This window comes from Pseudosporangium ferrugineum (assembly GCF_003002065.1).
In the GTDB taxonomy this organism is placed as follows: Bacteria; Actinomycetota; Actinomycetes; order Mycobacteriales; family Micromonosporaceae; genus Actinoplanes; species Actinoplanes ferrugineus_A.
In genome coordinates this window covers 1-17542 of the sequence record NZ_PVZG01000029.1, presented here as the reverse complement: position 1 = coordinate 17542, position 17542 = coordinate 1, and the positions used below count along the sequence as shown (strand labels likewise).

Here is a 17542-nt window from a genome sequence, read left to right as displayed (position 1 = left end):
CCGGAGGCTTCATGCTCGTCAGCTTCTCCCGTACCGGACCGTTGCGGCACCGCATCCTCAAGGGCTTCGTCGTCGTGGCCGACGACCCGGCCGCGGTGATCGCGGCGGCGCTGCGCCGGCCCGACCTGGGCCCGCTGCGCCCGTACACCAGCGACCGGGCGCCGGGCGCCGTCTGGCTGGACAGCGGCATGGTCTGGCTGACCGACCCGGTGGCGCGGGCGCGGCTGCGGCGGGCCCTCGCCGGGGGCACCGCCGCGCTCTCCGCCGCCGTACGCGCCGCCGGCGGCCGGCTCGTCCCGGGCGGCTGGCTCGGCGCCCGCGGTCAGGGCGACTGGCTCTGTCCCGATCTGCACGCCGTCGAGACGATCACCGACACCCAACGGGAGATCTGCGCCAACCTGCTGCGGGCGTGGGTGCCCGAACTCATCGCGCTGACCGGGCAGGCGTCCTTCGGCGGCGGCCGGGTGCACGACGCGGGCTCGCGCCGGCTGGCCGACTCCGGCGACCACCTGTCCACCCGCTACCTCGCCTCGGCCGGCCCCCGCCACCTCGGCCGGGTCCGCGACAGCCTGCGCCGCGACGAGGGCGTACCCCGGCTGGAGCTGATGGACGTCAACCCCGCCGGGCTCGACGACGCCGTGCCCAACGTCGTCCTGCGGTGCGTGGACGCGCAGCTCCTGCCGGCCACCGTGCTCGCGCACGCGCTGCTGGTGCAGGCGCTCGCCGTGGACGCCCGCAAGCTGGAACGCGAGGGGCGCCGGGTGCCGGCAGTGCCGCAGGCGGCGCTCGACCGCAACCGGTCCCGGGCCATCTCGGCCGGCCTCGGCGCCACCTTCGACCCGCTGGAGCAGAAGCCCGGCCGCGGCCGCCCCGACCAGTCCCGCGGCGGTCAGTCCCGCGGCGATCGCTCCCGCGGCGACCGCGACCGGCCGGCCGGTCCGCTGCCCGCCCGGGACCGCGCGCTCGCCCTCCTCGAGCACGTCGTGCCGCACCTGCGGGCGATGCGCGTGGTGCCGGACGAGCTGGCCCCGATCGCGTTCGGGCTCACCCTGGCGGGTACGCACGCCTCGGCCGTACGCAAGGAGAGCGACCTGCTGCGGCGATGGGTGCAGGACGGCGCCGACCTCGACCGGGCGGAGTTCTTCGCCGACGCCGCCTGGCTGGACCGCGACCACGTCACCGCGGCGAACCAGCAGGCGTACCCCGGCGCGACGTCGCTGGCCCGCACCTACTGGGCGGACCGGCTGCGACCGCCCCCGCCGCGGCGCGCGCCCGTCCCGCAGCAGCGGAGCCGCCCGTCGCCCGCCGACCTGTTCGCCAAGGTGGGCGACGAGGGGATCTCCGCCCGGGAGGTCACCGCGGCGCTGGCCGCGTACGCGCGGGAGGGCGGACCCTCCGACCTGCTGCCGGCCTTCCGCAAGCTGCCCGGGGACCGGGCCAGGGCCGTCCGCCGGTCGCTGCGGCCCGGCCGGGCGCTGACCCGCGACGCGGCCGCCGTGCCGGCCGACTGGGAACAGGGCCAGGCGGCCGAGGTGCAGCGGCTGGCCGGAAAGGACGGCCGCGCGCTGCTCTGCGTCAAGGTGCCCGGCGACCGGCGGGACGCCGCGGTGGCCGCGGCCCGCGACCGTCTCCGGCGTCCGCCGGACGGGCTGGCGGTGCTGCTGCTGACCAACGCGGCGTACCGCGACCCCGCCGGCGGACAGCGCGCCACGATCGAGTTGCTGCTGGTCGACACCACCGTGGAGGACGCGCGATGAGGCCCTCCGTCCTGCTGATGCTGGACCTGCGGGAGTACGGCGAGGCGCCGTCCGACGAGGACGGCACCCGCCGCCTGTGGGCCGAGATCGAACCCGAGCTGATCGGCCGGGACCTGCGCCCTGACCAGACGGTGACCGTACGGCGCCCGGGCGGCGTCATCGGCGCGGTCGTGCTGGAGTCCGACCCGGCCCTGGCGGGCTGGACCGGCCCGGACACCACGTTCGCCGTGTGCGGGGTGCTGGAGCGGCCGAAACTGCTCTACCGCTGCGGGCCCTGCGCCGACGAGGGCAGGGTCAGCTACGGTCCCTTCCTCTGCTCCGGCTGCGGCGCCACGGACACCCGCCGGCGGGTCTGCGACGACCACGTCGTCATCCTCGACCTGTCGTTCGCCAAGGCCACGTGCCCGGCGCACGTGCCGCGGTGCGAGTGCGGGCGTACGGCCACCTTCTGGTGCGCAGGCCCCGGCTGCGGCCGCGGGAAGGCGTGGTGCGACCAGCACCGGCGGCGGCACCCGGGCGACGAGCTGATCTCGTACTGCGGCGGGTGCTACGACCGGCGCTTCCCGGCCTGCTCGACCGGCGGGTGCGGGAGCATCGGCAGCCTCTCGTGCGAGTTCGGCGCCGGGGCGGGCCCCTGCCGCACCAAGGTCTGCCCGGGTCACGCGTTCCGCTGGCAGGTGTACGGCCCCAGCCGCCGCGGCCTCGTGCTCTGCCCCGCCCACCACCGGCAACTGCCCGCGCTCGCCCCCGACGAGCTCGTGCGGCAGGTCGTCAGCGGCACGCTCGGCCGGCGGCGGGGCAGGTCACGTGTACCCCGGTTGCCGCGCCTGTCGCTGTTCCAGCACATCTTCATCAACGTGCAGCGGCGGCTGCTGACCGTTCCCCAGCTGTACGACGCGGCCGACCGGGTCTACCGGGCCGAGCGGGCGAACCAGCCGCTGACCGCCCTGATCGACGAGCACCGCGCGGGCTGGGAACGGGAACGCGCCGACGCCATCGCCGCGGAACGGGACGGGCAGCGGCACTTCGCGCGGCTCTGCGAGGCGCTCACCGCCCTGGGCCACGGCGACATGGTCCCGCGCATCTCCCTGTCGATCTTCAAGCCGCACGCGGGTGAGCTCTGGGTCCGTGTCCCCGACGACCTCCGGGGCCGGTTCATCGGCTCGCGCGGCGCCACCATCAACGCGCTGCGGCAGCGTATCGGCCTGCAGATCAACCTGGAGAAGCTGTGAACCCCCGCTGGAGCTCCGACCGGGACCGCCTGGTCATCGTCCCCGGGCCGGGCCTGGTCGACGCCGACCGGGTCGCGGTCAGCGATCGCGACCTCGCCGGCGACGCGGCCGGCCTGCTCACGGTCGGCGGCCGGCACACCGGCGTGCGCATCTTCGCCCGGCCGGAGCTGCCGTCCGGAATGGCGGCGGTGGGCGCCGGGCTCGCCGCCGACCTGATGCTCACCGACGACCGGACCGCGTGGACCCTGGCCCCGGCCGCCCCCGTCGAGGCCGCCCGGATCACGCTGGAACCGCTGACCGACGGCTCGGTGCAGGACCTGTCCCGGGCCGTGCTCGGCGCCACCGACCTGGCCGGCCGGGTGATCTTCCTGGACGCCGACGACTCGTCCTGGATCACCGTCGCGGGCATGCCGTTCCGGGTCAGGGCCGCGACCGGGCGCGACGGCTGGTCCCTGGACGGCCTCGTCGGCATCGGCCGGGGCACCGAGCTCTCCCTGTACGCCAAGAGCGGCCGCACCGGCGTCGACATCGTGGTGCTGGCGGACTGCAGCGGCTCGATGAACCTGGCCGACGTGCCCGCGATCGGCGGCGAGGACCCGTACGCCTGGCAGCTCGGCACCACCCGCGGCGGCACCATCACCCGGGCCGACGCCCAGAAGCGGGCGCTGCTGCGCCTGCTCGACGCCCGCCTGGCCACCTCGGGGCGCCCGTCGCGGATCGCCCTGATCCGCTTCGGCACGGCGTGCGAGGTGATGTTCCCGGTGGCCGAGGGCATGGCCGAGGTCAGCGCCGACAGCGCGCCCGAGGTGGCCCAGACGTTCCGCTCGGCCGTCGCCCGCCTCCAGCCGCAGGCGCAGAACACCGACATCGGCGGCGCCCTGCACTTCGCCTCCGAGTTGCTGCACCGCCACGGCGTGCCCGGCAACGACCAGCTGATCGTGCTGGTCAGCGACGGCGCCGAGTTCAACCCCAAGGGCGACGACGCCACCGGCGAGGCGATCGAGGTCACCCGGGACGCGGTCTCGCTGATGGACGAGCTGCGCCAGGTCGCCGGCGTACGCCTGCACGCCATCGGCATCAGCGACCGGGAGGCGTTCCAGCGGTGGTGCGACCGGGAACGCGGCGGCTCGTACGAGCCGTGGATGGTCCCGGACCACCGCCTGCTCACCAACCTGGTGCAGGTCGGCGGCGGCGACCCCGGCCGGATCGGTGGCCTGGACGTGCTGGAGGACTACTTCGGCAGCCTCGGCGGCGGCGTCACCACCAGGATCGGGGTGCCCGCCGACGCCGGCCGGCTCCCCGCGGTGCAACCCGGCCTCGCGGCGCTGGCCCACCGTCAGCTCGGCGTCGGCCCGGCGGAACGGGCGGAGTTCGCCCGCACCGCCGACGAGATCCGCGACCTGTACGCCGAGTGCCTCACCGCCGCCGGCACCCGCACCGACCTGCGCATCCTGCGTCCGCCGCGGCACGCCGACCAGTTCCGGGAGCTGGGGGTGGTGGCGCAGACGCGTACGGAACTCAAGGAATGGATCGGCCAGCTCGAGCAGATCTTCGAGCCCCGCCCGACCGGCCTGGCCGGCCGGCTCGAGGCGCTGGCGTCCGACGGCCGCCGGCAGGCTCTCCGCCAGGTGCGCGACGACGGCGCCCCGCCGGCCGACGACGACGCCCGCGGCTGGTTCGAGGTGCAGACCCACCTCGCCCGGACGGCGTGCGCCCTGCTCACCGACGTCCGTGACGCGCTGGGCGAGGCGGCCCGCGCCGGCGCCCCGGCCACCGAGGTGTCCGAGGAGGACTGGTACACCGGCAACTCGTACGAGTGATCAGCCCGGCTTCTCCGGCACGCGGTCGAAGCGGGTCCAGCGCGCCCAGCCACGCTTGCGCATCAGCGCCTGGAGCCGCCGCACCCGCGGGTCGGCCTCGACGGCCAGGGCGTCCATGAGGTCGAACGGCAGGTCGTCCTGGGCCGCCTCGTCGAAGTCGGTCTGACCGGCGGCGAGCGCCCGGTCGGCGAAGCCCGCCATGATGTCGGCGACCTCCACCAGGCGGGGGTCGTCGTCGCCGGTGTCGCTGTCGAAGATCTCCGACAGCAGCCGGTAGAGCCCGCTCACCTGCGGGTCCTCGAGTTCCGCCAGCTTCGCCGGTATCCACTCGTGGACGCGGTCGGGCCAGCGCGCGGCGATCAGGATCCAGCCGTCCCGCTCGCCCTGCACCATCACGTCGGACACCCCGAGCGCCCGCAGCCGGTCCAGGTAGTGGGCCACCTCCGGCGGCAGCGCCAGGCTGTCGCCGGCGGCGAGCTGCGCGATCTGCCTGCGGCTGGTCTCCAGCCGTTCGATCTCGTCGCGCAGGTCGTCGTCGATCTTCCGGACCGCCTCGGCGAACGCCGCCGGGTCCGCCTCGAGCATCCGGCGGATGTGGGAGAGCGGCACCCCCGCGGCGGCGAGCGTACGGATCTTGATGAGGGACAGGACCGCGGCGGTGCCGTAGCGGCGGTAGCCCGACGCGTCCCGGTCCGGCTCCGGCAGCAGGCCGATCTGGTGGTAGTGCCGCACCGCCCGGACCGTGACGCCGGCGTACGCCGCCAGTTGACCGATCGTCAGCATGCTCCGATCCTGCCCGCTCAGGAGATCTGGCGGCGGTAGGTGAGGTCGGCCAGGGCGTACGCGATCACCAGGATGCCGGCGCACCAGCCGAGGGCGACCCAGATGTCGCCGCCGACCGGCTGCCCGGTGAAGAGATTCCGGATCGTGTCGACGATCGAGGTCACCGGCTGATGCTCGGCGAAGAACCGCACCGGGCCCGGCATCGACGCGGTGGGCACGAAGGCCGAACTGATGAAGGGCAGGAAGATCAGCGGGTACGAGAACCCGCTCGCGCCGTCGAGGGTCTTCGCGGTGAGGCCGGGGATGACCGCGATCCACGTCAGGGCCAGGGTGAAGAGCAGGAGGATCCCCGCGACCGCGAGCCAGTCCAGCACCCCGGCACCCGAGCGGAAGCCCATGAGCAGGGCGACGCCGACGACCAGCACGAGCGAGATCGCGATGGCGGCGATCGACGTCAGAACGTGCGCCCACAGCACGCCGGAGCGGGCGATCGGCATGGACTGGAACCGTTCGAAGATGCCGCTCCGCATGTCGGTGAACAGCCGGAAAGCGGTGTAGGCGATGCCCGACGCGATGGTGATGAGCAGGATTCCGGGCAGCATGTAATTCACGTACGGAACGGTTCCGGTGTCGATCGCGCCGCCGAACACGTAGACGAAGAGGAGCATCATCGCGATCGGCGTGACTGCGGTCGTGACGATGGTGTCGACGCTGCGGGTGACGTGCCGCAGGGTACGCCCGGTGAGGACGGCGGTGTCGGCGAGGAAGTGCGTGGCCATGGTGTCCTACTCCTTCTCGGCGGCGTCGCCGACAACCGCGAAATAGACGTCTTCGAGGGAGGGCTGCTTCTCGACGTACTCGACCTCGGCCGGCGGCAGCAGCCGCTTGAGTTCGGCGAGGGTGCCGTCGACGATGATCCGGCCGCGATGCAGGATGGCGATCCGGTCGGCGAGCTGTTCGGCCTCGTCCAGGTACTGGGTGGTGAGCAGCACGGTCGTCCCGCCCCGAGCCAGCTCCTTGACGGCGTCCCAGACCTCGATCCGGGCCTCCGGGTCGAGGCCGGTCGTCGGCTCGTCGAGGAAGATGACCGGCGGATTCCCGATGAGGCTCATGGCGATGTCCAGCCGGCGTCGCATGCCGCCGGAATAGGTCGCCACCCGCCGGCCGCCGGCCTCGGTCAGCGAGAACCGGCGCAGCAGGTCGTCGGCGACGGCGCCGGGTTCCCGGAGGTGCCGCAACCGGGCGATCATGACCAGGTTCTCGCGCCCGCTGAGGATCTCGTCCACCGCGGCGAACTGCCCGGTCAAACTGATGGATTCGCGTACGTCCGCAGCGCGCGCCCCGACGTCGAAGCCGTTCACCCGCGCGTCCCCGGCATCCGCTCTCAGCAGCGTGGAGAGGATCCGCACCACCGTGGTCTTGCCGGCCCCGTTCGACCCGAGCAGCGCGAAGATGCTGCCCCGGGCCACCTCGAAATCCACGCCGCGCAGAACGCGCAGCTCCTTGTACGACTTCTCCAGTCCCCGTACCTGAATCGCGGGGCCGGCCGTGGATGTGCTCATGCGGACCAGCATGGAGCCCTGACGCTGCGTCAGGGTCAAGCCCGGATCCGGGCGCCGGGCTCGCACTGGCGGGCTCCGGCGATCCGGGCGCTCGGAGAAGTTTTTCCCCGGCGCCCGGCCGATGCCGTACGCGGGTCAGCGCGCGAGCGCGAGGCCCTGCTTGTCGGTGAACTTGCCGACCGCGATCATGATCAGGTCGATCAGGGCCCAGATGCCGAAACCGCCGCCGAACGTGATCAGCATGAGGATGCCCGTGCCGACCTTGCCGACGTAGAAGCGGTGGACGCCGAGCACGCCCAGGAAGAAGCAGAGCAGCAGCGTGACGATCCAGGACTTCGAGCCGGTGCCGGCGGCGGTCTGAGTGGCGGTCATGACGTTATGTCTCCCCATTCATGGATGCTTGTGAGCCGGTGCACGGTAGCGGCACCCGGTACCGCCAGGCAAGATCACACGGAGTTTCCGTTGCGTATCCCTCTCGAGAGCGACCCGCAACTGTCCACCGCGGGGTGACGATTCGCGTCGATGCGATCCCTAGCGTTTGCGGCATGAAGAAATCACTCGTTGCACTGCTCGCCGGCGTGACGGTTGCCGGTACGGCCCTCGCCGGCGTCGGCGTTTCGCAGGCCTCCGTCGAGCACCGCCCGGCCCCGGTCCAGTACCGTCCGCCGCTGGAGGCCACCCTGCAGGCCGACGCGGACGCGATGCTCAAGTACGGCATGCCCGGCGTTCTCGCCGAGGTGGACACCCCCCGCGGCAACGTAACGGTCCGCAGCGGGTACGGCGACCTCGCGAAGCGCACTCCGGTCCCGTGGAACGCGAAGTTCCGGATCGGCAGCTTCACCAAGTCGTACGTGGCGGCGACCCTGCTCCAGCTCGTCGGCGAGCGCAAGGTGTCGCTCGAGGACAAGGTCGACCGCTACCTGCCCGGCGTCGTCGAGGGCAACGGCAACGACGGCCGGAAGATCACCGTGCGCCAACTCCTCCAGCACACGAGCGGCCTGCCCGAATACACCGACGGCATGGATACGTACACCTCCCTGCCGAACTTCCAGAAGGGTCGGTACGACTCCTGGACCGACAAGGAGCTCGTCGCCTTGGCGATGAAATTCCCGCCCAAGTTCAAGCCGGGCGCCGAGTGGAGCTACTCCAACACCAACTACACCCTGGCCGGGATGATCATCGAGAAGGTCACCCGCCACACCTGGCAGCACGAGGTGCGGAAGCGGATCGTCGCGCCGCTCGGCCTGCGGGACACGTCCCTGCCGGGCACCAAGCTGACGGTCCCGAAGCCGCACGCGGTCGGCTACACCCGGTTCCCCGGCCCGAACGCGACCGAGGAGAACCCGGACTGGAGCGAGCAGGTCGACGCGACGATCCTGAACCCGTCCTACGGCGGTGCCGCGGGCGAGATGATCAGCACCACCGACGACGGCAACAAGTTCCTCAAGGCCCTGATGAGGGGCAAGGTCCTGCGGCCCGCCCAGCTCCGCGAGATGCTCCGTACGGTGCCGACGCCCGAGATCTACCACTCCCAGCTGCCCGGCCTGCGCTACGGCCTCGGGATCATGTGGGTGGACAACTCCTGCGGCGGCTCGTGGGGACACGGCGGCAGCATCGAGGGCTACTGGACCCGCAACGGCGTCACGCGGGACGGCTCCCGCGCCGTCACCGTCTCCCTCAACACCGACAAGTCGGTGCCGGCCGCCGGTGTGCAGCCGTTGAAGCACGACATCGCCCTCGACCTCATCGATCACGCGCTCTGCGGCGTCCGCTGAGCCTTACCGCCCGGCCACGCCCCTTCGCCCGGGGGCGTGGCTCCGGCTGCGCCCCTCGCCCGGGGGGCCCGGCACCGGCTGCGCCCCTCGCCCGGGCTGCGGCACCGGCTGCGCCTCAGAAAGGGATCACTGACATGACCACCGACAAGAAGTACAGCAATCTGACGATCGGTCTCGCCACCGCGGCCGTTCTTGCCGTGGGCGTGGGAGTCGCCGACGCCGATGTGAACAGTAGCCCCGCCGCCGGGGCTCCCCGTCCGGCCGCCGCCACCTCAGGCTGGGACGGCGTCATCCGCGAGCAGGTGCGGATCGACTTCGGCAAGGGCTGGGTCACCAACGCCGAGCTCACCCGCCCGAGCGGTGCCACGGGCCGCCTGCCGCTGGTCGTCTTCCTGCACGGCAGCGGGCGCAACGACATGAACCAGACGCTGCCCGGCGGCAAGGGCTCGACCTTCGTGCCGCTCGCGCAGGCCGCCAGCCGGGAGGGCTTCGCCACCCTGCGCTTCAACAAGCGCGGGGTGACCGACATCGGGCCGGTACGCAGCACCGATCCCGCTCAGCTGACGCCGGAGAACCCGTACGACCGGACCCAGAAGGACGCCGCCGCCGCGATCCGGTTCGCGGCCAAGTCGGCGACCGTCGACCCGGCGAGGATCTTCCTGGCCGGCCACAGCGAGGGCACCAACGTGGCCGCCAACCTCGCCGCCGCGCCGAAGCGCTTCGGCATCCCGAAGCCGGCCGGCGTGGTCGCGATGAGCGTCGTCGGCAAGCCCATCAAGCAACTGATCACCTTCCAGGTGTACGGCCGGCAGCTGCTCCAGCTGCACGACGAGTTCGACCTGAACGGCGACGGCCAGCTGACCGCCGTCGAGGCGTCCGAGGGCCTGCTGGGCAAGCCGAAGGAGGTCGCCGACCAGTTCCGCTCCCTCCTGCTCGACGGCCGGAAGGTGCGCGCCGCCACGGACCGGAACCGCGACGGCCGGATCGCGATCGACGCCGAGGCCGGCCCGGTGCTGCGCAAGGCGACGGGCATCGACGCGTACCCGAACATCCCGGGCCTGGACCAGTCCCTGGTCGACTACCTGAACGACCTCGGCCGCTTCCCGACCGTGAGCGAGGCGCTGCCCCGCTTCTCCGGCCCGACGCTGCTGCTCAACGGGGAGAACGACCTCGACACCCCGGCCCGCGGCGCGCTCGTCGCCGACGCCGCGGTGGCCGCGGCCGGCAACCGCGACCACAAGGTCGTCATCTACCCGGGCGTCGTGCACACCCTGAACGTCGCCCCGAAGTACAGCGACGACCTCGGCGAGCCCGACCCGCGGATCGTCGCCGAGGTCCAGGCCTGGCTGAAGTCCCACCGCTGAGGGGCACGTGCGGGCCGCCACCCCGGCGGCCCGCTCCGCCTCATGCCACGAAGGCGATGTCGCGTTCCTTCTCGAGGTTGTCCTCGCTGTTGGTGAGCCGCCGGCGGATCGCGGCGCCGACCACGGGAAGCCGATCGACGAGCTCGAAGACCCGCCGCCCCGCGAGCTGCCGCCGGCTCGTGGGGGTGAACAGCGAGATCTGCTTGATACCGGTCCGCTGGTACGACGCGATGTGCGGACGCAAATGGTCCTCCCACGCCCGCAGCGCCGGGAGCACCGCGTCGCCGTGCCGTTGCAGCATCGTGCCGAGCAGGTCGGCCCCGGCCAGGCCGGCGGACACCCCCATGCCGGAGTAGACGGTCGCGCACCAGGCGGCGTCGCCGACCAGCACCACCCGCCCCTTCGACCACGCGTCCATCCGCACCTGCTCGGCCGTGTCGAAGAGGTAGTCGTCCGTGGCCTCGAACGCGTCGAGCGCGTCGCCGAGCAGCTGCCCGTAGGGCCTGGGCGCGTACGCGGCCCGGAGCCGGTCGATGGGCCGGCCCGTGAACTGCGTGTCGACGTCGGCGGTGCGGTACGAGAAGAACGCGGTCGGCGCATGATCCGCGAACGGCAGCACCAGCAGCGACCGGCCCGGTTCGAGCAGCATGGCGCCCTCGTGGCCGGCCATGCCACCGATCGGGTGCGGAAGCATGAACGCCGCGATCATGTAACCGAGCCGGTGCAGGAACCGCTCGTGCGGGCCGAACACCAGCCGCCGTACCGTGGACCGCAGGCCGTCGGCACCGACCACCAGGTCGAAACGCTCCGTGGCGCTCGCGCCGGCCCGCTCCAGCGTGACATCGACGCCGGAGACGTCCTGCTCGATGCGGACCGGGGTGGTCGAGAACCGGATCTCCACATCGCCGGGCAGCGCGGCGAACGCGCCCTGCTCGACGTCGCCCCGCAACATGACGCGAGGCTCGCCCGGGAAGTCGGTGAACCCCAGCCCCGACCGCCGATCCCCGCCCCGGGTCACCACGAAGTCGGCACTGTCCGCCGGCGACCGGTCGGGAATGGCATCCAGGATGCCGAGCCGCCGCGCGGCGGCCTGACCCGCACCGAAAACCCCGACGAAATACCCACCTGTACGGCGCCCGGCCGCCCGCTCGACGATCACCGGCTCCCACCCGGCGGACCGCAGCCGCAACGCGGTAGCGATCCCACTGACCCCCAGCCCGACGACCAGGGCACGCTTCCCCCGGGCCCGCGGTCCCGCTCCGACCGATACGTTCTCTTCGATACCCATGCCCCGATGGTCGGCGCCCCCACGGCTGGCGCCCCACCGATAGCCGGACGGCTTCTACCGAAAACCCGCCAACCACTTCCTGAGCTAGCATTGCTATCAGTCGTAGTGGCGAGGAGAAGGCATGGCGGCCCTCAGCATCCGAGATCTCGACGACTCCGTCAGAGAGAAACTGCGTCTTCGGGCCGCCCGGCACGGCCGCTCCATGGAGGCCGAGATCCGCCTCATCCTCACCAAGGCCGCCACCGAGGACGAGCACCCGGGAACAGACCTGTTCAGCGCGCTGACCCACCGGTTCGCGCAACTCGGCGGAGTGGAACTCGAACCCCCGGCGCGGACCACCCCACCGCGGGCAGCGGACTTCGGCGAGCAATGATCGTCCTCGACACCAACGTCGTCTCCGAACTCATGCGTGCGGCTCCGGCGCCGGCCGTGCTCGCCTGGCTGCAACAGACATCCAGCACTGGCCTGTACACCACGTCGGTCACTGTGGCCGAGATCCGCTACGGCATCGCGCGGTTGCCGGACGGTCGCCGGAGGCACGACCTGCATCAGGCTGCGAACGAGATCTTCGCCGCTTTCCCGCGCCAGGTGCTGGCCTTCGACCTCGCCGCGGCCACCGCCTACGCGGACGTGGTCGCGGACCGCGAGGCGGGCGGCAATCCGATCAGCGGCTTCGACGGCCAGATCGCCGCCATCTGCCGATCTCAGGCCGCGACCCTCGCCACGCGCAACATCAAGAATTTCGTCGATACGGGAGTCGCCCTCATCGACCCGTGGCACCCGGCAACCGCCTGACCTGCGTATCAGGCGCCCTCGGCATCGCGGACCGGGTTGCGGAGGCCGCCGTCGAGCGGCGTGGCCTCGTCGGTGGCGGCCCAGGAGGCGAGGAGGCGGAGGCGTTCGGCGGAGGGTGAGCCGGGCTCGGCGGTGTACACCAGCAGGATGAGGCCCGGTTCGGCGGTGAGCGCGAGTTCCTCGTACGCGAGGGTGAGGTCTCCGACGACGGGGTGGCGGAAGCGCTTGGTGCCGGTGCCGTGGGTGCGGACGTTGTGGTCGGCCCACAGGCGGCGGAAGGTCTCGCTGCGGGTGGCGAGCTCGCCGACGAGGTCCTGCAGCCCGCGGTCGTGCGGGTCGCGGCCGGCCTCGGCGCGCATGATGCCGACGCACATCTCCGCGAACCGGTCCCAGTCGGGATAGAAGTCACGGGACGCCGGGTCGAGAAACTGAAACCTGGCCAGATTCGGGGTACGTCCGCCGCTGCCGATGAGCGGTGCGGCGAACGCGCGGCCGAGCGCGTTGGTGGCGAGCAGGTTCTGCTGCGGGTCCCGTACCAGGGCGACGGCGTCGGTGATCGCCGCCAGGGTCCATCGCAGGCTCGGCCGGGACGCGGCCTTGCCGGCGGCGCGGCGCCGGGGACGCCCCGAGGCCGGGATGCCGTCCGCGGCGCGGGCCAGGTCGAACAGGTGCGCGCGTTCGGTGTCGTCGAGCTGAAGCGCGCGTACCAGGGCCTCCAGGACGCCGGACGACGCACCGGCGATCTGACCCCGTTCGAGCCGGGCGTAGTACTCGACGCTCAGCCCCGCGAGGGTGGCGACCTCGCTGCGGCGCAGGCCGGGGACGCGGCGGCCGCCGGTCGGCGGAAGCCCCGCCTGTACGGGGGTCAGCCGGGCCCGACGCGTGGTCAGGAACTCCCGTACCTCGCAACGGTTGTCCATGTCCCGAGCGTAGGCCGCGCCGCCGGTGGGCGAGGCCGGCCAGGGGTGCCCTGTCAGTACACCCATGCACAGTGACTCCCCGGCCCGCCGGGCGGCGTGTTGACTCGGTTCCGGCCGGGTACGCCGGCCGGAACGAAACGGTGACAGGAGCACGCATGCGTGGAGTCGTCATGTACAAGCCGGGGGACGTACGGGTCGAGGAGCGTGACGACCCCAGGATCATCGAGCCGACCGACGCGATCATCCGGCTGTCCGCGACCTGCATCTGCGGCAGCGACCTGTGGCCGTACCGCGGTGCCGAGCCGGTCGACCATCAGGTCATGGGCCACGAGTACGTCGGCGTCGTGACGGAGGTCGGGTCGCGGGTGCACACGATCAAGGTCGGCGACTTCGTGGTCGGCTCGTTCTTCGCCTCGGACAACACCTGTGAGATCTGCCGCGCGGGCTACCAGGCGTACTGCGTGCACCGCGTCCTGATGGGCGCCCTCGGCACCCAGTCGGAACTCGCCCGCATCCCCCTCGCCGACGGCACCCTCGTCGCGACCCCCGGCCACCCCGCCCCGGACCTGATCCCGTCGCTGCTGGCGGCGTCCGACGTCCTCGGCACCGGCTGGTTCGCCGCGGTCGCCGCCGAGGCGGGCCCCGGCAAGACCGTCGCGGTCGTCGGCGACGGCGCGGTCGGCCTGCTCGGCGTCCTCGCGGCTCGCCACCTCGGCGCCGAACGCATCATCGCCTTCAGCCGCCACGCCGACCGCCAGGCCCTGGCCCGGTATTTCGGCGCCACGGACATCGTCGAGGAACGCGGCCCCGCCGGCGTCGACAGAATCAAGGACCTGACCGGCGGCCTCGGCGCCCACAGCGTGATCGAGGCGGTCGGCACCCAGGAAGCCATGATGCAGGCCATCCACGCCACCCGCCCCGGCGGCCACGTCGGCTACGTCGGCGTCTCCCACGACGTGGCGCTGCCCGGCAACGAACTCTTCATGTCCGGCGTCCACCTCCACGGCGGCCCGGCCCCGGTCCGCCGCTTCCTGCCCGAACTGATCAACCTCATCTGGAACCGTACGATCGACCCGGGCAAGGTCTTTGATCTGGCTCTGCCCTTCGACCGGGCGGCCGAAGGCTACGACGCCATGGACAAGCGCGCCGCCACCAAGGTCCTCCTGACCCTCTGAACCCGCCGGCCCGCAGATCCGCCGGCCCGCAGATCCGCCGGCCCGGGTGCGTCCGCCGCCCGAATCGCAACGACCCGCCCCGCTTCCCTGCCGGGCGGGTCACGCGGCGACGTAACCCTGGCGCCCCTCCCGGCGAGCACCGTTCTCGTGAGCCCGTTGCGCATCTCGGGCCGTCGCGCGCCGCTCGAGAGTCCGGTCCGTGACGCCGCGGCCCGCGTCGGGCACTTGGCGGGTTTCCGGTAGGAGGCGTCCGGCTATCGGTGGGTTTCAGGCGGGGGAGCGCAGACCATCGGATCATGAGTATCGATGAGCACGTATCGGTCGCGCAGGGGTCTCCGGACCGGGGGAACCGGAATCGAGGGTCCGGCATCAGCATCCGGCGGTGGCGAAGACGTTCGCCGCGCTCACGGTCGCGGTCACGCTTGCCGCGTCCGTCTCCGGTACGGCGTACGCGGCCGGGCCCGGCGGCGACGTGTCGGCCACCATCGTCGGCGGGCACGAGGCCACCGAGTCCTACCCGGCAATGATCTCCCTCCAGATCACCTGGGGAGACGGAACTGCGCACATCTGCGGCGCGAGCCTCGTGTCGCGGCAGTGGGCGGTCACGAACGCGCACTGCGTCACCTCGCAGGACGGGTCGCCCGTGCCGCCGGAGACGTTCCACCTGCGCATCGGCTCGAACGATCGGACCACCGGCGGCACATTTGCCGGCGTGACGGCGGTGTTGCCGCACGCCGAATGGGACTGGGCCACCGGGACCGGCCGGGTAGCGGACATCGCCATGCTCCGCCTCGACACCCCCGTTCAGGAGCAGCGCATCGAGGTCGCCAACCGGGTCCGATACGGCGGGGCGGTGACCCGGGTGATCGGCTTCGGCCACACCCAGCCGGGCGGCACCCTGCCCATCACGCTCCAGGAACTCGACACCTGGCTCCTGCCCGCCGAACGTTGCGAGTACCCGGGGTTGACGATCAGCGAGGGCGAGATCTGCGTCGCCAACGTGAACGGCACCGACGGCATCTGCAGTGGAGACAGCGGCGGCCCCGCGATGCAGAAGATCCGGGGTCGCTGGCAGCTCGTCGGCGGCGTGTCACGCGCCACGAACGGCTGCGGCACCGGCCCGGCGATCTTCACGGACGCGACGTACTACCGCGGCTGGATGTACGAAGTGATGCGCACCGGCACGGTCCCGCCGCCCGCGCCCGGGGTCACGCCGGCCGCCCCGTCGGCAGCGAAGGCATCGGCCCAGATCCAGAACTGGTACCTCCCGGCCGCATAACCACCCACCCCGAGGGGCGCCCGCCACGGTGACCGGCCAGGCCCGGCGGGCGCCGCGGGGCCGCCCCGGCGCGGACCGTCCGTCGTCGGGTCACCGCTGTGCAATGTGGACTCCGACGCCGAAATGCCGGCGCCGCAAGATACTGCGTTCGCGGTACGAACCGGCCTGCGACGGCAGGACGACCCGCGCGCCGTCTCCTGCGAGCGTGAGACCCCGGTTCAACAAGGCGGCAACGTCGGTAAATGCGAGAGGCGATTTCCGCATTCTCATCCGACTATCTCTCCGCGGCCGATGACACAACCGGGACCCTCAACTCTTACGGAGGAACAGAATGTCCAGCACCAGCATCCGAAGGTGGACGAAGACGTTCACCGCGCTCACGGTCGCGGTCACGCTCGCCGCGTCCGCTTCCGGTACGGCGTACGCGGCCGGACCCGGCGGCGACGTGTCGGCCAACATCGTCGGCGGGCACGAGGCCACCGAGTCCTACCCGGCGATGATCTCCCTCCAGTTCGCCCACGGAGACGACTTCGAGCACGGTTGTGGCGCCACCCTCGTATCGCGGCGCTGGGCGGTCACGGCCGCGCACTGCGTCACCTCCCAGGACGGATCGCCCGTGTCGCCGGAGAGGTTGCGCCTGCGCGTCGGCTCGAACGATCGGACCACCGGCGGCGCGTCCGTCGGCGTGACGGCGGTCTTGCCGCACGCCGAATGGGACTGGGCCACCGGCACGGGCCGGGTCGCGGACATCGCCATGCTCCGCCTCGACACCTACGTCCAGCTGCAGCACATCGAGATCGCCACCCGCCTCCAGAACGACGGCGCGGTGGCCCGGATGCTCGGCTTCGGCCTCACCGAGCCGAACGGCGAGGGCCCCGCGCCCACCACGCTCCAGGAACTCGACACCCGGCTCCTGCCGTCCGAGCGCTGCGCGAGCCCGGACGAATTCGGCATCAGCGAGGGCGACATCTGCGTCGCCAACGTGAACGGCACCGACGGCATCTGCGTCGGAGACGGCGGCGGCCCCCTCATGCAGAAGATCCAGGGTCGCTGGCAGCTCATCGGCACCCTGTCCCGCCCCACGACAGGCGCGTGCGGCATCGGCCCGGCAATCTTCACGGACGCGACGTACTACCGCAGCTGGATGTACGAGGTGATGAGCACCGGCACGGTCCCGCCGGCAGCTCCGGGCGCCACGCCGGCCGCCCCGTCGGCAGCGAAGGCGTCGGCCCAGAGCCAGAACTGGTACCTCCCGGCCGCATAACCACCCACCCCGAGGGGCGCCCGCCACGGTGACCGACCAGGCCCGGCGGGCGCCCCCGCGCCATGCGCTTGAGGCGGCCTCCGGACCGGGCCCTGAGCGGTCCGATTCAGGCGATCTGCCGAAGGTCGCTGCCGTAGTCAAAGAGCTCCGCCGCAGCGTCGTCCGACGGATCCGACCCGCGAACAGCATCGAAGCTGCGGCCATGGCCGCCCGACCACCACTCGTGAATCATGGCGGCCACGGCGGCGACCGCCTGCCGGCAATCTTCCGCCGACAAAGATGCAGTCCCCGGCTCCCGTACCACCGCGACCGGTGTGTGCGGCGCTTCGCTCCCGACATGGCCAGAACAACGACCGCACGCAAGCAGGAACGAGCCCCGTTCCGCCAGAATTGTCCCACGCCGACTCGCCATCGGAGCTCGCATCGCCATAGAGGCTCTTCGAAGTTAAGCGGGGTTGAGGTGTCCGCGGTGTCGGCGGGTGGTGGCGGTGCGGGTGCGTAGCCGCTGGTTTTCGGGGTTGCGGAATC

General features: G+C 72.3%; 17 protein-coding genes. 10 read left to right on the top strand and 7 right to left on the bottom strand.

Annotated features, from left to right (window positions below):
• Window positions 1-11: 11 nt before the first annotated feature.
• The 3 genes from CLV70_RS35035 to CLV70_RS35025 are packed head-to-tail and all read left to right on the top strand — an operon-like array spanning window position 12 to window position 4809.
• Window positions 12-1757 carry a glutamate--cysteine ligase family protein gene (locus CLV70_RS35035; RefSeq protein ID WP_106130921.1) on the top strand — a complete coding sequence of 582 codons (1746 nt, stop codon included), beginning with the start codon at window positions 12-14 and terminating at the stop codon, window positions 1755-1757.
• On the top strand, window positions 1754-2989 hold the full coding sequence (locus CLV70_RS35030) for a KH domain-containing protein (protein ID WP_106130920.1): 1236 nt from the start codon (window positions 1754-1756) through the stop codon (window positions 2987-2989). Before CLV70_RS35035 ends, CLV70_RS35030 begins: the two co-directional genes overlap by 4 nt.
• Window positions 2986-4809, top strand: coding sequence for a vWA domain-containing protein (locus CLV70_RS35025; RefSeq protein WP_106130919.1), 1824 nt, complete (start codon window positions 2986-2988; stop codon window positions 4807-4809). Before CLV70_RS35030 ends, CLV70_RS35025 begins: the two co-directional genes overlap by 4 nt.
• On the opposite strand, the gene CLV70_RS35020 is transcribed toward CLV70_RS35025, so the two are convergent.
• From CLV70_RS35020 to CLV70_RS35005, 4 genes are all read right to left on the bottom strand, one after another.
• A complete protein-coding gene (locus CLV70_RS35020; protein ID WP_106130918.1) occupies window positions 4810-5592 on the bottom strand; it encodes a MerR family transcriptional regulator in 783 nt (260 codons plus the stop codon). It lies immediately after the preceding gene.
• Between the two features lie 17 nt (window positions 5593-5609).
• Window positions 5610-6371, bottom strand: coding sequence for an ABC transporter permease (locus tag CLV70_RS35015; RefSeq protein ID WP_106130917.1), 762 nt, complete (start codon window positions 6369-6371; stop codon window positions 5610-5612).
• A 6-nt stretch (window positions 6372-6377) separates the two neighbouring features.
• Window positions 6378-7154, bottom strand: coding sequence for an ABC transporter ATP-binding protein (locus CLV70_RS35010; protein WP_106130955.1), 777 nt, complete (start codon window positions 7152-7154; stop codon window positions 6378-6380).
• Between the two features lie 135 nt (window positions 7155-7289).
• Window positions 7290-7526, bottom strand: coding sequence for a TM2 domain-containing protein (locus CLV70_RS35005; RefSeq protein ID WP_106130916.1), 237 nt, complete (start codon window positions 7524-7526; stop codon window positions 7290-7292).
• A 173-nt stretch (window positions 7527-7699) separates the two neighbouring features.
• On the opposite strand from CLV70_RS35005, the gene CLV70_RS35000 reads away from it, so the two are divergent.
• Together CLV70_RS35000 and CLV70_RS34995 are read left to right on the top strand one after the other, a co-directional pair.
• Window positions 7700-8929, top strand: coding sequence for a serine hydrolase domain-containing protein (locus tag CLV70_RS35000; RefSeq protein WP_106130915.1), 1230 nt, complete (start codon window positions 7700-7702; stop codon window positions 8927-8929).
• A gap of 134 nt (window positions 8930-9063) precedes the next feature.
• Window positions 9064-10293 (top strand): alpha/beta hydrolase family protein, encoded by a 1230-nt coding sequence (locus CLV70_RS34995; protein ID WP_106130914.1) that lies wholly within the window; start codon window positions 9064-9066, stop codon window positions 10291-10293.
• A gap of 40 nt (window positions 10294-10333) precedes the next feature.
• Here CLV70_RS34995 and CLV70_RS34990 read toward each other — a convergent pair whose 3' ends face one another.
• Entirely contained in the window at window positions 10334-11581 is a 1248-nt protein-coding gene (locus CLV70_RS34990) for an FAD-dependent monooxygenase (RefSeq protein WP_106130913.1), read from the bottom strand.
• Window positions 11582-11702: 121 nt separating this feature from the next.
• Here CLV70_RS34990 and CLV70_RS34985 point away from each other — a divergent pair, with 121 nt between their 5' ends.
• Complete coding sequence (locus CLV70_RS34985; protein WP_106130912.1) at window positions 11703-11954, top strand: FitA-like ribbon-helix-helix domain-containing protein; 252 nt, start codon at window positions 11703-11705, stop codon at window positions 11952-11954.
• Window positions 11951-12376 carry a type II toxin-antitoxin system VapC family toxin gene (locus tag CLV70_RS34980; RefSeq protein ID WP_106130911.1) on the top strand — a complete coding sequence of 142 codons (426 nt, stop codon included), beginning with the start codon at window positions 11951-11953 and terminating at the stop codon, window positions 12374-12376. Before CLV70_RS34985 ends, CLV70_RS34980 begins: the two co-directional genes overlap by 4 nt.
• A gap of 8 nt (window positions 12377-12384) precedes the next feature.
• On the opposite strand, the gene CLV70_RS34975 is transcribed toward CLV70_RS34980, so the two are convergent.
• Window positions 12385-13296 carry a helix-turn-helix transcriptional regulator gene (locus CLV70_RS34975; RefSeq protein ID WP_106130910.1) on the bottom strand — a complete coding sequence of 304 codons (912 nt, stop codon included), beginning with the start codon at window positions 13294-13296 and terminating at the stop codon, window positions 12385-12387.
• Window positions 13297-13451: 155 nt separating this feature from the next.
• Here CLV70_RS34975 and CLV70_RS34970 point away from each other — a divergent pair, with 155 nt between their 5' ends.
• The 3 genes from CLV70_RS34970 (at window position 13452) to CLV70_RS34960 (ending at window position 17014) form a co-directional block, all read left to right on the top strand.
• Complete coding sequence (locus CLV70_RS34970; protein ID WP_106130909.1) at window positions 13452-14471, top strand: zinc-dependent alcohol dehydrogenase family protein; 1020 nt, start codon at window positions 13452-13454, stop codon at window positions 14469-14471.
• Between the two features lie 382 nt (window positions 14472-14853).
• Complete coding sequence (locus CLV70_RS34965) at window positions 14854-15750, top strand: S1 family peptidase (RefSeq protein ID WP_211304010.1); 897 nt, start codon at window positions 14854-14856, stop codon at window positions 15748-15750.
• A 331-nt stretch (window positions 15751-16081) separates the two neighbouring features.
• Window positions 16082-17014, top strand: coding sequence for a S1 family peptidase (locus tag CLV70_RS34960; RefSeq protein ID WP_106130908.1), 933 nt, complete (start codon window positions 16082-16084; stop codon window positions 17012-17014).
• A gap of 106 nt (window positions 17015-17120) precedes the next feature.
• Here CLV70_RS34960 and CLV70_RS39990 read toward each other — a convergent pair whose 3' ends face one another.
• Window positions 17121-17291, bottom strand: a complete 171-nt coding sequence (locus CLV70_RS39990) for a hypothetical protein (RefSeq protein ID WP_158277906.1) — start codon at window positions 17289-17291, stop codon at window positions 17121-17123.
• Window positions 17292-17542: the final 251 nt, after the last annotated feature.

Excerpts from the sequence above, each read along its gene's own strand:
- CLV70_RS35035 (WP_106130921.1), top strand. The coding sequence starts at position 12 with ATGCTCGTCAGCTTCTCCCGTACCGGACCGTTGCGGCACCGCATCCTC.
- CLV70_RS35030 (WP_106130920.1), top strand. The coding sequence starts at position 1,754 with ATGAGGCCCTCCGTCCTGCTGATGCTGGACCTGCGGGAGTACGGCGAG.
- CLV70_RS35020 (WP_106130918.1), bottom strand. The coding sequence starts at position 5,592 with ATGCTGACGATCGGTCAACTGGCGGCGTACGCCGGCGTCACGGTCCGG.
- CLV70_RS35015 (WP_106130917.1), bottom strand. The coding sequence starts at position 6,371 with ATGGCCACGCACTTCCTCGCCGACACCGCCGTCCTCACCGGGCGTACC.
- CLV70_RS35010 (WP_106130955.1), bottom strand. The coding sequence starts at position 7,154 with ATGAGCACATCCACGGCCGGCCCCGCGATTCAGGTACGGGGACTGGAG.
- CLV70_RS35005 (WP_106130916.1), bottom strand. The coding sequence starts at position 7,526 with ATGACCGCCACTCAGACCGCCGCCGGCACCGGCTCGAAGTCCTGGATC.
- CLV70_RS35000 (WP_106130915.1), top strand. The coding sequence starts at position 7,700 with ATGAAGAAATCACTCGTTGCACTGCTCGCCGGCGTGACGGTTGCCGGT.
- CLV70_RS34995 (WP_106130914.1), top strand. The coding sequence starts at position 9,064 with ATGACCACCGACAAGAAGTACAGCAATCTGACGATCGGTCTCGCCACC.
- CLV70_RS34990 (WP_106130913.1), bottom strand. The coding sequence starts at position 11,581 with ATGGGTATCGAAGAGAACGTATCGGTCGGAGCGGGACCGCGGGCCCGG.
- CLV70_RS34985 (WP_106130912.1), top strand. The coding sequence starts at position 11,703 with ATGGCGGCCCTCAGCATCCGAGATCTCGACGACTCCGTCAGAGAGAAA.
- CLV70_RS34980 (WP_106130911.1), top strand. The coding sequence starts at position 11,951 with ATGATCGTCCTCGACACCAACGTCGTCTCCGAACTCATGCGTGCGGCT.
- CLV70_RS34975 (WP_106130910.1), bottom strand. The coding sequence starts at position 13,296 with ATGGACAACCGTTGCGAGGTACGGGAGTTCCTGACCACGCGTCGGGCC.
- CLV70_RS34970 (WP_106130909.1), top strand. The coding sequence starts at position 13,452 with ATGCGTGGAGTCGTCATGTACAAGCCGGGGGACGTACGGGTCGAGGAG.
- CLV70_RS34960 (WP_106130908.1), top strand. The coding sequence starts at position 16,082 with ATGTCCAGCACCAGCATCCGAAGGTGGACGAAGACGTTCACCGCGCTC.